The sequence below is a fragment of the Ancylomarina euxina genome, from assembly GCF_003863355.1.
Lineage (GTDB): Bacteria > Bacteroidota > Bacteroidia > Bacteroidales > Marinifilaceae > Ancylomarina > Ancylomarina euxinus.
This window is the reverse complement of record NZ_QQWG01000003.1, coordinates 102494-118216: the sequence shown is the minus strand read 5'-3', so window position 1 is coordinate 118216 and position 15723 is coordinate 102494. Positions and strand designations below refer to the sequence as shown.

The following is a 15723-nucleotide window of genomic DNA, read 5'->3' as shown; positions in this document are numbered from 1 at the left end:
TTAATATTCAATTTATTTTTTTAGAAAAACATACATTTTTCTTCACGCATGTGAGCAAAATTAAGGAAATAATCTAACTTTGCAAGCTAAGTATCAAAATCTCATTGATTTAAAACATAATACTATATGAATTCTAGCGAAATCAGACAAACCTTTTTGGATTTCTTTGAATCCAAACAACATAAAATTGAATCATCGGCAGCGATGGTAATTAAAGATGACCCTACATTAATGTTCACTAATGCTGGTATGAACCAGTTTAAGGATCTTTTTTTGGGTAATTCTCCGATTAAATACAAACGAATTGCCAACTCTCAAAAGTGTTTGCGAGTATCGGGTAAGCACAACGACTTGGAAGAAGTAGGACATGACACCTATCACCATACCATGTTCGAAATGTTGGGCAACTGGTCTTTTGGCGACTATTTTAAGCAAGAAGCTATCGATTGGGCCTGGGAACTATTGGTAGATGTTTTAAAACTTCCTACCGACCGTTTATATGCCAGTGTTTTCGAAGGTAGCGAAGAAGATAAGATGGAGCGTGATGATGAAGCTGCAGGCTACTGGGAGAAATATCTTCCTGCAAATCACATCATCAATGGAAACAAGAAGGATAACTTCTGGGAAATGGGTGATGTTGGTCCTTGTGGTCCATGTTCTGAAATTCATATCGACCTTAGAAGTGAAGACGAAAGAAAACTTGTTGATGGTAGAGATCTTATTAATATGGATCATCCACAGGTTGTTGAAATATGGAACCTGGTATTCATGCAATTCAACCGTAAAGCTGATGGTTCGCTAGAATCATTACCTCATCAGCATGTTGATACTGGAATGGGATTCGAACGTCTTTGTATGGCTATGCAAAAAAAACAATCGAATTACGATACAGACGTTTTCCAGCCAATCATTCAGGCTATTGCTAAGATGTGTGGTAAGACTTATGGCAAAAACGAAGAAGTTGATATCGCTTTGCGTGTAATTGCTGACCACATTAGAACGATTTCATTTGCAATTACTGATGGTCAATTACCATCGAATAACAAAGCTGGATACGTGATTCGACGAATTCTTCGTCGTGCAGTACGCTACGGTTACACTTTCCTTGATTTGAAAGATCCTTTCATGTACCGTTTGGTTGAGGTTCTTATCGAGGTTATGGGAAAACACTTCCCTGAATTGATTAAGCAAAGAGATTTGATCGAGAAAGTGGTGAAAGAGGAAGAGAATTCTTTCCTAAGAACACTTGCTAACGGTATCAAGTTGCTTGATCAAATTATTGAAAAAACAAAAGAAGACGACTTTAAAGTTGTTCAAGGTAAAGTTGCTTTTGAACTTTACGATACATACGGTTTCCCATTAGATTTAACTGAATTGATTCTTAAAGAGAACGACCTGGTCGTGAATCGTAGAGAATTTAATGAGGCAATGGAAGCTCAGAAAAACCGTTCACGTTCAGCTACTGCAATGGAAACTGGCGACTGGATCGAGATTCTAAAAGACGATAACGAAGAATTTGTAGGTTACGATTACTTATCGACTGACGTAAAGATCACTCGATACCGTAAGATGAATATCAAAGGGAAAGATTTGTACCAGTTGGTATTCAACTATACACCTTTTTACGGCGAGAGTGGTGGACAAGTTGGTGACACGGGTTATATCGAGGCAAATGGCGAGAAAGTTTCCATTGTTGATACCAAAAAGGAGACAGGCTTAATCATCCATATTACTGATGAATTACCTAGCGATCCAACCCTGACTTTTAAAGCCGTTGTTAATACTGAAAAGCGTCAATTAATTGCTAACAATCATACGGCTACTCACCTATTACATGCAGCACTTCGCGAAGTATTGGGCGATCATGTAGAGCAAAAAGGTTCTTTGGTGACTCCTGATCATCTGCGTTTCGACTTTTCTCATTTCCAAAAATTGACTGAAGAAGAAATTGCTAAGGTTGAAGAAATTGTAAACACAAAGATTCGCGAAAATGCGACCACTGAAATTAAGAACAACATTCCTATGCAGGAAGCTGTTGAATTAGGTGCAATGGCTCTATTTGGCGAGAAATATGGTGATTTAGTTCGTGTTGTAAAATTAAACGAGTCAGTTGAACTTTGTGGGGGAACACACGTTAAGGCTACTGGTCAAATTGGTTTATTCAAGTTTACTTCAGAAGGTGCTATCTCTGCAGGTGTTCGTCGTATTGAAGCGATTACTGCTGTTAAAGCTGAGAAATACATCAACGACAAGTTAAACACACTTAAAGAGATTGAGCGTACTTTCAAGTCGAACCAAAATCTTCTAAAAAATATCGAAGCCCTTATTTCGGAAAATTCTGAAATGAAAAAAGGTCTTGAAGCTTTCCAGAAGGATCAACTTAAGCTTGTGAAGAATGCTTTAAAATCTGATATATCTGAAACCAAAGGTGTTAATTTCATCAGCAAAAAGATGAATATCGGATCGGCTGATGCAATTAAAGATGTCGCTTACCAACTGAAAGCTGAAGTTGAAAACCTTGTGTTTATTGCTGGTGCTGATTTAAATGGAAAAGCCAACCTGACCATCATGTTCTCGGATAATTTGGTTAAAGAATATGGTTTGAATGCTGGAGCAATTGTTCGCGAAGCAGCTAAAGAAATTAAAGGTGGTGGCGGTGGCCAGGCATTCTTTGCTTCTGCAGGGGGTAAAGATCCTCAGGGGATTGATGCGGCTATCAGTACAGCTAAGAAAATGATTCTACACAAAATTGAAGGCTAAGCCTAGCTTTAAATTTTAGACATATAAAAAGCGACTACCCAAGGGTAGTCGCTTTTATATTATTAGAAATTCCCCTGGTCCTAATAAAAACAATCACTAAACTTAATGGTTTATTATAGCTTTACATAAGCTATCAACTTATTAGTTATCAACTTCACTTCTGATCTAAGAACAGAAATGTCTATATCTCCAACATCTTCTAAGAACTCAATATCCTCAACAATGGAATTGTGTCTTTTAATTGTAATTTTTGACCAATTTGAATTATTTGAACCTAATCGTACTGCTATGCCAATAACATCATTTCCTATAACTATATCACTTCCTAAATAAAGATTAACTCCAATTAGATTAAATAAACAGAACTTATTAACTTTTAAAAGATCATCGAACACATCAATAATTCTAAGATCTAATCTTTTTAATAAAACTAAAAAACATGTAAATTTATTAACTGAAGAAAACTTTGTTTCTTTCTCTTCAATAATACAGTTTACTATTTCTTTTTCAATTCCTGAGATTAATTTTATTTTATCCCGAACCGAAGCCTTTCTAATCGCTTCTCGAATCTTTGTTATTTTAAGAATATTTTTATCGATTCCATATCGCTCTGAAAGATTTTCAAATACATAATCCATCAAGATATTCTGTAATGAGTATTCAAATGGTTTTCCCGAAATAAATTTTGATATATAGCCCGGGAAATCTGTCTTAAGTCCATATAAATGACTGAAAATATTCTTCGCATTCTCAATATCGAAAACAGTAATAATATGATCGAAATTAAACTTGTTATTACCCACACCATCTTCAATTTCTTTTTGCAAAATAATATCCCTGTCGATATGAGCAGTCAAGACATTAAGAATTCTAAATAAATGAGCTGGATCAATTCTATCTAAATCATCAATAATAAGAACAACTTTCTTTTTCTTTCCTTTATCTTGAATTGACTTTATGATACGAGTAATCAGTTCTGAGATAACGTCATACTCAGCAACACCTTTATCCTCTTCAAATTTTAAAAGATAATTTTCTATTTGTACTCTTTTACTTTCTGCAGAATCTACTTTACCATTCTTATATTTCTTTAAATGCTTAAGAGATTTCTGGATAATTTTAGCCGGAACTTTAACCGCTGGAACATCACTTAAAATATCAAAAACAATATCTGCTCCGTTATTAAACAGATAGTTTTGAGCGTAAATACTTTCATCAAAGAAATCCTCATCCTCTATTAAATCATTAGCTAGAAGATGTATTAAAATGTCTTTCTTAATTAACTCAAAGACATCTTTATTATCGGCAACCTGATAATTGACGGGGAAAATCCGAATAGCTTCAAATTCATCTTTGTGTACCTCAAAAAACTTATTCAGAAAGTATGTTTTCCCATCGCCAAATTTTGCTGAGAAAATAATTCTTTCATTATAGCTCAAATGATGATGAAAATCTTGAAGTGGTTTATCAATTGGTATTTCCTTTATTTCAGTCGTAGATTGGATTTCTTCAGCAACTTGGATAAGATCTTCTGCCATATAATTATTTTAATTTATTTTTCACATAACGAAATATAAACTTAACAAAAAAAATAGCGCAATCACTAATCCCTAATCACTAATCGACTCAGGGAGCCTGACTATAAGTATGAACAGAAAACTGTGCTGATGGCAAATAATTCACTCCAAACCAGCAGACCAGTAGAATCACAAAAGCCAATGCGAGAATCCAAAGTGAGGATTTAGATACGTTTGGCATGTGGTGGCGGCGATGTATGTAGATTAAATAACCTAACCAAGTAATAAGGGCCCATGTTTCCTTGGGATCCCAAGTCCAATAATGTCCCCAAGCTTCTTTGGCCCAAAGTGCTCCGAAAAGCAGGCCTAAGCTTAAAAAAGCAAAACCCAGATACACCAAGTTATCCGCCATTAACATCACCTTTCTATCCAACTTTTGGTAATAATGCTGATACAAGCCACGAACAGCTACCAATGAGGAAGCAGCCAAGAAGGCATAAGCAAAAATATATACAACCACATGCGGTACAAACCAAGGGCTCTGTAAAGCTGGCATAAGCGTTTTCGAGAAGTTTTCGGGATGCATGTAATTAATTACTAAAAACAGTAGCGATAGCCCCAAGCTGTAAAAAAGCATCCAATTGTAACGCCAACGCATATACGTTATCATGCCAATGGCAGGGAGAAAAAAGGCATACCACAAGCGTGTCTCTCCTAGGGTTCTCAAAGGTGGTCGTTCTAGCTTCACCCACAAAAAAGCGATAAAAGCACCAATACAAACTGTTCCCAAAACAATAAATAAGCGTTTCAAAAATTCCTTTTTATAAAGGATAAGAGCCAATAACCACAGTAGACTACTGCTTAGTAAGACGAGTATAAAATTTGACCAGATCATGGGTAAATGAGTAAAAAAGTGAAAGTGTAAATGAGTGAAAAAGTAAATAAGGAAAAAGAATGAATGAGAAAACTTAATTACAAATAAAAACTGACCTACTCTCTAATTGTTTCTCGTCCTTTCCAAAACATATAAACGGCACCTATCATCATCATGAAAATACCTAAATAAACATAAGGCTGCCAAGGGTCACGAACGACTTCTAAAATCGATTTATTGGAATAGCGTCCCATTTTATCATCGTAACTCAACTGGTATATTTTCCATCCGTTTACAGTCACAGGTTTATTCACCTCAAGCGTGGCATCTTGTTTTTTACCATCTGGCGTATAGAAAGTCACTACAGAAGAGAATCGCTTTGGCTCAGGAACTGTCATCACCAAAGAAAACTGATCATTAAGCTTTAAAGATTCATGAGGTCGATTGAAGCTTCCACATGAGATCCAGCCTTGCAGTGTATCATTTTGAGGTGAAATAGCCTGAACCTTCGCAGCAGGTGCTGCTCCAAAATCGGCTAATTGATAATAACGATCTCCTGCCCTTCCCGATGCCACATAAAATTCTTCAACCTGAATTTTCCAGCTTTGCAGATCACAATGAAGCCCTTTTTCAATCATGATCATGGATGGCTTCTGTGCTTCGTACAATTTCCCCGTTTCATTTTCAACAATGGCTAACTTGGGATTAAATTCATCTATCAAGAAATCCTTCAATTTAATGGCTAAAGGCATCTCGTATAATTTTTTATTTTCATCGTATGATTGCAATTCGATCTTGTTCTCATACACATCCATTTTCAATCGGCGCAAATCACCAGAACCCAAACCACCAGCAAAAATCACAATCCATAAGCCCCAATGACTGCATACAAAACCCCAATTCTTTAATTTAAAAGGAAAGGTCTTTCGTAAGCTCACAAAAGCTAGAACGATCAACAAAAGAACATTGATCATTAAAAAGGGGTATGAACTGGTCATTTGATTTAAACCTAACTGCTGAATCAATCCGGTTTTATGAGATGAAACCTGAGGCAAAATACCCATTAGAATAACCAGAAAACTTAAGCTGGAAACCAAAGCAATGGTTAGAGGAATACCTGATAGGAATGAATGAATCTTTGTCTTCCTGAAAAGGAAATGTGAAACAACTAATAGGACAAAAAAACTAATTCCTAAAATAAGGTTTAAAGGAAAGACAAGTGTCGATTGTGTTTTGGGTAATATAAATTCCAGTATGAATCCGACACTTAAAATACCAAATGAAATAATAAAGCTTTCAGCATATCCAAAGGGGTGCTGCCAGATGGGTTTCTTTATAGACATATAGTGTGTATAGTTAGGCTTTGTAAGGTTCTTAACCTCTATTATTGTGATGTTTTATTCTCACATAATAAAAGACTTGAAAGTACGAATAATAATCTAAAACTAATCGCATGCTAAACGATTAAAAGAGAGAATATAGGTTTATCTACATTCTCTTTTCCGCAGGGCATAAACAAATAAGACATAAGTCAGGATTTAATATTTATCAACTTTCCAAATGCTTATTTTTGCTTTGTACTTAGTACATTCGATAAAAAACCAATTTCTCAAGCTTTCTACTTTATACATCCATCCCAAAATTCATTTTTCCGACTTTGTACTTTGTAAATTCATTCAAAAATTCATTTTTCAGGCTTTATACTTTGTACATTCGTTAAAAAGCCAATTTCTCAAGCTTTGTACTTTGTACATCCACCCAAATATTCCTTTTTCAGGTTTTGTAAGTATTGATATTCGGCAAAAGATCAATTTTTCATGCTCTGTACTTTGTACATTAAGCAAAAAAAATGCCACCCTAAATGGGCAGCATTTTCATATTGAATATCTATTAAAGATTAACGTTTAACCTGATAAGCGCTTTCACGTTCTTCAGCTTTCTTCTTCCACTCAGGAAGCATATTCTTCTTAAATTCTGCTTTTTCTGCTTCTAATTTCTCAATATCCAAACCAATGAATTTTTGAGCTTTAGCTTTAGTAGCGATATCTGGGTAAGCAACCTCTTCGTTGAATCCTTTGCTAGCAAAAATACGAGCTAATTGTAATCTCGCCTCTTGAGCACGAACGATACCCGTTGATACAACACGGCTAATTTCAGTTGGAGCATGGAATGATCCACCATGAGAAGCAGCAGCATAATCCCAACGCCATTGTGCATGACGAATCATCATTAGTACGGGCTTCATAGTTGCCTCATCAGCTCCTAAATCCCAAGCCTTCTTAGCCTCAACGTGAGCACGAACCAAAAGTTCCTCAAGCTTATCGCGATTTTCGATAATTTGATCCTGACGTGTGTATACGTTCTTGATTAACTTCTCAGTTTCCTCACGGTGACAAACCTGACATGAATTAGCCACATTGTTCAAAGGTGACTGGATATGGTGATCTGTAAATTTCTGTCCACCTTCTGATTTGTAAGGCATATGACAGTCAGCACAAGAAACACCACGATCAGCGTGAATACCTTTTAGGTAAACTTCATAACCAGGATGCTGAGCTTTCAACATAGGTGCTTTACTCAACTTATGAGTCCAATCTTTAAACTCAATCTCGTCGTAATATTCTTCCATCGCTTCAACATTCATGCCTTTATCCCAAGGGAAAGTTAGGTAGTTGGCACCATCTACTTTTTTCTTATCGAAATAATATTCAACGTGACACTGAGCACATACTAAAGAACGCATCTCCTGGTGAGTTGCATCTTCGATATTTTTTCCTTGACGCTGGAAAGCCTCAATTAAGGCAGGACGAGTTACTCTCAAGTTCATTGTTTTAGCATCATGACAATCAGCACATCCAATTGGATTCACAACTTCATGACCTTTACCTGCCCATTTTCCCTTATAGAATTCGGCAACACCAATCTCGTTCATTAAACGAGGTACATCAGGTGATTTACATGTCCAACAGGTCGCTGGCATCGGACCATCATTTTCTGTTTTTGGCCCACCAGTACGTAAGGTATTCTGTAAGTCTTCAATGGCATAATAGTGACCACGACCTTGATTATAGTCTTTTGAGAAACCATAACCTGCCCAAAGCACAACCAAGCGAGGATCAACTTCCAACATGTCAATCATGGCACTCCCATTGTACTTGCTGTTAAAGCTCGTATCGGCAGTCTTATAATAAGTTTCAAATTCGCGAGGGAAATTCTCACCCCACACCTCGTTGCGAGGCTCCCACTGGTCATGCTTAACCTGCGGTGTATAGGCAAATACAGACTCAGCTCTTCTTTCCATAATCGAAGACGCTAAAATCCCCAAAAGAACAACAACAATTAGAGAAGCTAAGAAAATAAGCCACCCCAATAAGGGTCTTCTATTTACTGATTCGTTAATAGGCTTCATAGTTTATTTATTTAAGTTTTATTTGGTATCAGTTTCTTTTAAATAATCTTTCATCCAATCTGGAATTGGACTTGAAGGTACAGGTACGCGTGCGTTTGGAACACTCGAAAGGCTATTAACCCTTCCGTGGGGAACTTCCCTGTGGCAATCCCAGCACACTCTACCTTGCGTATTATGCGTGTGTTGTGGTACTTGCGTTGCCAGTTTAGGATCAGTCAGTGTTTGACTGTGACAGCGAATACAGTTGTTATGAACCACTTCGCGACCTTCTTCCAAAATAAAGATGACTTCCGGTTCCATTCTTAAGGCAAACATTGTTGCATGTCTTAATCCGTCTTTTGCCTTAAAAAAGTACTTATTAAACACGTTATTGTGTGGTACATGGCAATCGTTACATGTGGCAACTTCGCGGTGCGAGCTATGGTTGTAGGTCGCATACTGAGGTGCCATAACGTGACAGTTGACACATGTCTTTGGATCATCAGATAGGTAAGAAAGTGCCTTTGATAAATAAAGCACATGAATACCTAATCCGACAAAAGCACCCAAGACAATCATCACCGGAAATCTCCATTTTGGTGGAGGGGTTAATAATTTGAATAATTTTACCATTGGCTCTTAGATTGAATATGACTGAAAATTTCTGATCCCTGACAAATGCCAAAGATCAGAAACATCAGGTATTATTTTAGAAAATTAGGTTTGAACACTAACATCATCCATCCCCAACATTGTCTTTCTCCAGAATCTCCACCTTTAAGCACTTCCATTGAATCAGAAGCAAACATTTGTGAATATCCCATTTTAAAAGTTACTGACTTAGAATATTGGTATCCGAATGATAGGTCAAGTTCTGTTCCTAAATAACTGTCTTGTTTTTCTCCCGCTAACATTAAATCAGCTTGTGTAGCAAAACGGTGAAGTGTTGCTCCAAAAGAGATCTTATCCTTAGAATAAGCACCACCAATAAAAGCATCAACTAAACCAACATTACCTGTGTGATTACCCACATAGAAATAGTCCATATGCCCATTAAATTTATGATTGGTTCCAAAAAGAGGTGTGAATGATTTATTATCGAAATTTGCATTTTGCTCATTCGTATCAGTTCCTGACTGAATTTCAAAACCAATATTCCCCTTAAAGTTTGAACTCAAAGCGTAGTTAGCTCCTAAAGAAACCAAATAAGCACTTAAATCACGATCGGCAGCATCTTTACCCGTTTGAAGATAAGCTGAACCTGTTAACCCTAGCTTATCTTTACTATGATTCGCATGAACTCCCAAAGTCTGACTGTAATAAGTTTTTAAATTGTCAACATCCAGTCTTTGTAGACCATTGTTTAGGAATAATAAGCTAAAATTGAAGTTATCGTACTGACGATTATACCATGCAAACTGCATGCTCTTATACGAAGTTGTATACAATTGATCCTTCAAAGCTTCCATATCGTTATTGTATGCCAAACCGATATGCAACTGACCTTTATCGTCTGTCTTAAACTTTAATAAAGCCAAGTCATGACTTCTAGCCTGCTGAGCCCAACCTACATTACCTAAAATTCTATGATCATCATAAACCAATTCCTGACGACCCACTTTTAATGAGAAATTCTCAGTGAAAAGTAATTCCCCCCAAGCTTCGTGTAACATCAACTGATTCTTATCAGACATATTCAATTGAGCCACATCGCCCCATGTTCTCACATCTTGAAGAGACAAACCAACTTTAAATTTAGCGTCTGTATAGTTTAAGTTTAAACGAGTACGCTGAGAAGTGAAAAATGCTGCATCATCTTCAGAATTAAACAACGATTTTAAACCATTGCGATACTCTGTACGTGGTCGCATTTCGCCAGTAAATTTCAACTGAGCCATTATTGTATTAGGCAATAATGCTCCAATAAGGACTACAAGTAAAAGCAGTAATTTTTCCATTAGATTATGATTTAGTTTTCATTTTTAACAACTGAAAATTCAACACAACAGAATACAACTAGGTAGGAAGTATAAGGCTGAAAATTCAAAACAATTATTTCATCAAATCATCGTTTCAATTGATAATTATGGCTTGAATGATAATCCCATCCATTTTCAAAACTTTGATTTTTCATTAAAAAAAAGAAATTCAACAAACTGAAATTCAAGTTTGTAATATTTTTTAACATTTGCAATATTACAGAGGATAAAGAAGTTTTTCAATAATAAGGGACTATTTAAACTTATTATATTTAAATATTAATACCTTTTTCTCTTTTTTCTCTTATTGATTATCAATCGTTTCTAATAAAACAGCATCCATTTATCTTGCGATAATTTATTTCTGTTCTTAATAAGCATTATATCCACTTAGGATCCAGATATTCTAAACTAGAACTTTTATACTCGAATTATCGTTTCCCTATAGTTCTATTTACATGGAAAATCTTATCTTCAAGTCGTTAATTAAAAAAGACATTTTCATCCCCAATAAGCCTAATGGGTTATATTACACACAGAACTATATGAAAAAACTACTAAACTTTCTCTTCTCTATGCAAATGATGGGCACTTTGATTGCCGTTTTTGCAATTTCTATCGGTGCTGCCACATTTATTGAAAATGATTTTGGGACTCAAGCTGCTAAAGCTGTTGTTTATAATGCAGCTTGGTTCGAAATATTACTGTTTTTAATTACAGTAAACCTCGCAGCTAACATTTATAGATATAAGCTTTACAAAAAAGAAAAATGGGCTATGGGACTCTTCCATGTTTCATTCATTATTATTCTTTTGGGATCAGGAATTACCCGCTATGTAGGTTACGAAGGCAGCATGCATATTCGAGAAGGGAAAGCCACAAGTCAAATTACCAGCATCGATAGCTATGTCGATATAATAGTTGAAGAGAATGGTAATAAAGCGGAAGAATCCATAAAACTCAACATGAGTGCATTGAGTAATGTTAGTCTTAATGAGAAACTATCGCTTAATGAGAAGAACATTAAAGTCAGTCTAAAGCATTATATTCCTAACGCATCAACGAGCCTAATTGAAGAAGCTGGTGGCACACCTGTTATAACATTTGCTGCAACCACAGAAAACAAAATGCAAGGCATGCAAACATTCAGTCTTGATTATAACAGCCATAAAGTGCTTGGTGAAAATTTATTTTCATTTGGCGAAAAAGAGACTGAACTCGCAACTAACTTCTCCTATACCGATAGTTTAAGAATAAAAAGCCCCTACCCGATCAAAGAATTAAATATGATGGGTGGAGAAGGTGCTCAAATGGAAAGCAATAAATGGTATACCATTGGTCCAAGAAAATTATATGAGATTAATGGAATACGTTTGATCATTAAGAATTTCTTTCCTTCCGCCAAATACAAGTATGTTAATACTCAAGATAAAAAAGCACCAACCGTTTTAGTTTTCGATGTAAAAAGTGGTGAGCAAGAAAAAGAATTGATCGTAAAAGGATTTAAAGATTATATCGGTACACCTGAAACAACACAAATTAACGGTTTAAATGTTAGCGTTTCTTACGGCTCAAAATATTTGAACTTACCTTTTTTCATTAAGCTCAACGATTTTCAGCTTGAACGCTATCCTGGTTCTATGAGTCCATCTTCGTTTGCAAGCGAAGTAACCTTGATTGACACATTAAGTTCCATCAAGAAAGATTACCGTATCTATATGAACAACATTTTAAAACATCAGGGATTTCGCTTTTACCAATCGTCATATGATACCGACGAGGGTGGCACAATCCTATCGGTTAATCACGATCAGTGGGGAATGATGGTGACTTACTTTGGCTATTTCTTAATGATTGTAGGTATGGTTTGGTCATTAATCGCATCTGGAACTCGTTTTAAAGCTTTAAGTCAGATGAAAAGTAAAAGCTTGAAAACAATTCTTGTTTTAATTATAGCCTTGGGAGGTAGTATTTCAACTTATGCTCAAGATGGAAACAGAATAGAAGTGCCATTGGAGCAAGCAAAGAGTTTTGGTGAACTGGTCGTTCAAGACAAAACGGGTCGATTCGAACCGATCAATACATTAGCCAGTGAGGTTATTCGTAAAATCAGCAAAAAGAGCCGTATTGATGGTCTTAATGCAGATCAAGTATTCCTGAGTATGATTATCGATCCTCAGAGCTGGGAAGAAACACCACTTATAAAGGTTAGCAACCCTGACTTAATTCGAGAGATTGGAGCAAGTGGAAAATATGCAAGTTTTGCCAATTTCCTTGATATCAGAGGACAATACAAACTTGGGAAAAAAGTTCAAGATGCCTATTCTCGTAAGCCTGCAAATCGAACTGCTTACGACAAAGAGATTATCTCAGTTGACGAAAGAGTGAACATCAGTTATATGGTATTTACAGGTGAGTTTTTAAAACTATTCCCCGATCCTAAAGACAAAAACCATGCTTGGTACCATCCAAAGGAGCCTATTCATGTTCAAGGTGAAGATTCATTATTCATTAAGAAGTCAATATTAATGCTTAGTCAGTCTCTTAAAGCTCATGATTACGACTCTGCAGATATGTATATCAATGGCATCAAGAAATATCAGAATACCTATGGTAAAGAAGTGATGCCATCGGCAAGCAAAATAAAAACTGAGATTCTTTACAATAATATCAATATTTTCAAAAAATTATTCCCGTACTACCTTCTTATTGGTTTCATTCTGATTATTGCATTGGTTGCAAAAATCATCACACCTAAAATGTCAATCAAGTGGTTATTCCGCATTGCATTTATTGTTCTAAGTGTTGCCTTTTTGATGCATACGATAGGTTTAGGTGCTCGTTGGTATATCGCCGGTCGTGCACCCTGGAGTAATGGATTTGAATCGATGACCTATGTGGCTTGGGCCTGTCTTCTTGCGGGATTCTTATTTACCCGAAAATCGAAGTTTGCTTTGGCAGCAACTTCGGTATTAGCGGGTCTTACTTTATTTGTAGCCCACCTATCCTGGATGAGTCCTGAAATAACCAACTTGGTTCCTGTTTTAAAATCGTACTGGTTAACCATTCATGTTGCAATTATAACAGGCAGCTACGGTTTCCTTGCGTTGGCAACTATTCTTGGAATGATAAGCCTATTGTTAATGGTATTAAAAAACAAAAAGAATGAAATTAGGATTGATACAACAGTTGTTGAGTTAAGTCGAATTAGTGAAATGACTATGATTATTGGTTTATATAGTCTAACCATTGGAACTATTCTAGGCGGTATCTGGGCCAACGAATCATGGGGTCGTTATTGGGGATGGGATCCAAAAGAAACCTGGGCTTTGGTCAGTGTGTTAGTCTACAGCTTTGTTCTTCATATGCGCTACATTCCGGGTTTAAAATCAATCTTCACCTTCAACCTTGCATCTGTATGGGCCTATAGTTCTATCATCATGACTTACTTTGGAGTAAACTATTACCTTGCAGGACTTCACTCTTACGCAAAAGGTGATCCAATTCCTGTTCCATCTTGGGTATATTATACGGTTGGAATTCTTATCGTATTGAGCGTAGCGGCTTATTACAACTATAGAAAATATGATACAAAGGAGGTTGAGTAGTCTCCTTATTCAAAATAAATTCAGTCATAAAAAAAGTCATTCGATTTATCGAATGACTTTTTTATTGGAATATCTTATATGGTCGAATGACCTAAAACTTACAAATTTCTTTGTCTAACAGCCTCATAAATCATTAACGAAGCAGCAACTGATACATTTAATGATTCAATCGAACCTAAGATTGGAATCTTCACTTGCTCATCAGCAAGACGCAATAAAGCATCATCGATACCAACATCCTCTGATCCCATAATAATAGCTGTTGCCAAAGTCAAATTAGCCTCAGTGTACATTTTATCTCCCTTTTCGGTAGCTGCAACAATACGAATACCTTCTTTCTTTAAATCACGAACTAAGGTCTTTAGGTTTTGTACACGACAAACTGGGATGTTGTATAAAGCACCAGCCGATGTTTTAATAGCATCTGGAGTTACTTTAGCCGAATTCTTGAAAGGGATAATAATCGCCTGAACACCTGCACATTCAGCAGAACGAGCAATTGCACCAAAGTTTCTAACATCAGTAATCTGATCAAGCACTAAAATCAAAGGAATTTTTCCCCCAACCATAATCTCTGGCAATACATCTTCAATTTCTTGATAAGCAATTGGAGCAATTAAGGCAATAACACCTTGATTGTTTCTTTGATCCATTGCATCAATCTTTTCCTTTGGAACAAATTGATATTGCACATCTTTTGTACGAACCAATTCGAAAAATTCATTGTACAATGGTCCAGCAAGACCGCTACGAATCAATATTTTCTCAATTTCTTTTTCACTATTAATCGCTTCCATTGCTGCTCTAATCCCGAACAACATTTCTTGTCTTTGCTTTGCCATTTGTCTACTTATTATTCTATTTTTCTGAATAGGCAAAGGTAGTAGGTAAATCCCAATCATACAACTAAGTAAAAGCATATCCATAAAATCATTGAAAACATATATTCTAAAGGCCTAAAAGCTTAGGGAAAAGGCATGAACGTTTCTCTCTTTATTTCACTAAATTTGCTCAAAATATTTTTATTCTATGCAAAACTCCTGGCTCGACAGCATCAACAATAACATTGATAATCAAATTGACGAACATATTTCTGTAAAGGATTATCGTTTTTATCAAATCGAAAAACTAAAGCGAATAGCTGCATTAATAGATCATGTCAAACACAAAAATTGTTTGGATTGTAAGCATGCTAAAATCGAATTGGAGAAAATAGTGAACGATCTCGATCGCCTGATAAACAAATCTGGGGTTAATAGAAGCGAATACGAGAAAAGGGTTGAAAAACTGATCAAGCATCTAAAAGATGCACATCAAATATACCAAGCTCATCATTTCACTTATACCTACTCTGGCATTTATACCTTAGTCGGTGTGGCCTTTGGTTTACTTCTGAGTTATGGAACATTCTATAGTTTTAATCCACACCTATTTTTCTTGTGTGCAGGTATAGGCATGGTCATTGGGAATATACTAGGAGCAAAAAAAGATAAGCATCAAGCCCGAACAGGAAAACAGCTTTAGCATTCTAAATAATAAGAACAGCAATAAATATCCTTCCAAATATGATATTGAGTTATTAGATTTATAATTCTAA

The 15723-nt window shown here is 36.0% G+C and carries 10 protein-coding genes; 3 read left to right on the top strand and 7 right to left on the bottom strand.

Annotated features, from left to right (window positions below; genetic code table 11):
* Positions 1 to 126: 126 nt before the first annotated feature.
* Positions 127 to 2760, top strand: a complete 2634-nt coding sequence (alaS, locus tag DWB61_RS04270; RefSeq protein WP_125029656.1) for an alanine--tRNA ligase — start codon at positions 127 to 129, stop codon at positions 2758 to 2760.
* 113 nt (positions 2761 to 2873) lie between these two features.
* Here alaS and DWB61_RS04265 read toward each other — a convergent pair whose 3' ends face one another.
* The 6 genes from DWB61_RS04265 to DWB61_RS04240 all read right to left on the bottom strand — a co-directional run bounded on the left by DWB61_RS04265 (position 2874) and on the right by DWB61_RS04240 (position 10497).
* The gene (locus DWB61_RS04265; protein WP_125029655.1) at positions 2874 to 4298 is read right to left on the bottom strand and encodes a P-loop NTPase fold protein; all 1425 of its coding nucleotides are present in this window, start codon (positions 4296 to 4298) and stop codon (positions 2874 to 2876) included.
* 88 nt (positions 4299 to 4386) lie between these two features.
* Positions 4387 to 5172, bottom strand: coding sequence for a cytochrome c biogenesis protein CcsA (gene ccsA, locus DWB61_RS04260; protein ID WP_125029654.1), 786 nt, complete (start codon positions 5170 to 5172; stop codon positions 4387 to 4389).
* A gap of 95 nt (positions 5173 to 5267) precedes the next feature.
* Entirely contained in the window at positions 5268 to 6494 is a 1227-nt protein-coding gene (locus tag DWB61_RS04255) for a cytochrome c biogenesis protein ResB (protein WP_125029653.1), read from the bottom strand.
* 554 nt (positions 6495 to 7048) lie between these two features.
* Positions 7049 to 8560, bottom strand: a complete 1512-nt coding sequence (gene nrfA / locus DWB61_RS04250) for an ammonia-forming cytochrome c nitrite reductase (RefSeq protein ID WP_125029652.1) — start codon at positions 8558 to 8560, stop codon at positions 7049 to 7051.
* 18 nt (positions 8561 to 8578) lie between these two features.
* Positions 8579 to 9172, bottom strand: a complete 594-nt coding sequence (gene nrfH / locus DWB61_RS04245) for a cytochrome c nitrite reductase small subunit (RefSeq protein ID WP_125029651.1) — start codon at positions 9170 to 9172, stop codon at positions 8579 to 8581.
* A gap of 71 nt (positions 9173 to 9243) precedes the next feature.
* Positions 9244 to 10497, bottom strand: a complete 1254-nt coding sequence (locus DWB61_RS04240) for an alginate export family protein (protein ID WP_125029650.1) — start codon at positions 10495 to 10497, stop codon at positions 9244 to 9246.
* A gap of 566 nt (positions 10498 to 11063) precedes the next feature.
* Between DWB61_RS04240 and DWB61_RS04235 the strand changes: the two genes are divergently transcribed.
* Entirely contained in the window at positions 11064 to 14126 is a 3063-nt protein-coding gene (locus DWB61_RS04235) for a cytochrome c biogenesis protein (RefSeq protein WP_158614367.1), read from the top strand.
* Between the two features lie 98 nt (positions 14127 to 14224).
* Here the strand turns inward: DWB61_RS04235 and rlmB are convergent, their stop codons facing one another.
* On the bottom strand, positions 14225 to 14968 hold the full coding sequence (gene rlmB, locus DWB61_RS04230) for a 23S rRNA (guanosine(2251)-2'-O)-methyltransferase RlmB (protein WP_125029648.1): 744 nt from the start codon (positions 14966 to 14968) through the stop codon (positions 14225 to 14227).
* A gap of 187 nt (positions 14969 to 15155) precedes the next feature.
* Here rlmB and DWB61_RS04225 point away from each other — a divergent pair, with 187 nt between their 5' ends.
* A complete protein-coding gene (locus tag DWB61_RS04225) occupies positions 15156 to 15650 on the top strand; it encodes a hypothetical protein (RefSeq protein WP_125029647.1) in 495 nt (164 codons plus the stop codon).
* The last annotated feature ends 73 nt before the right edge of the window (positions 15651 to 15723 follow it).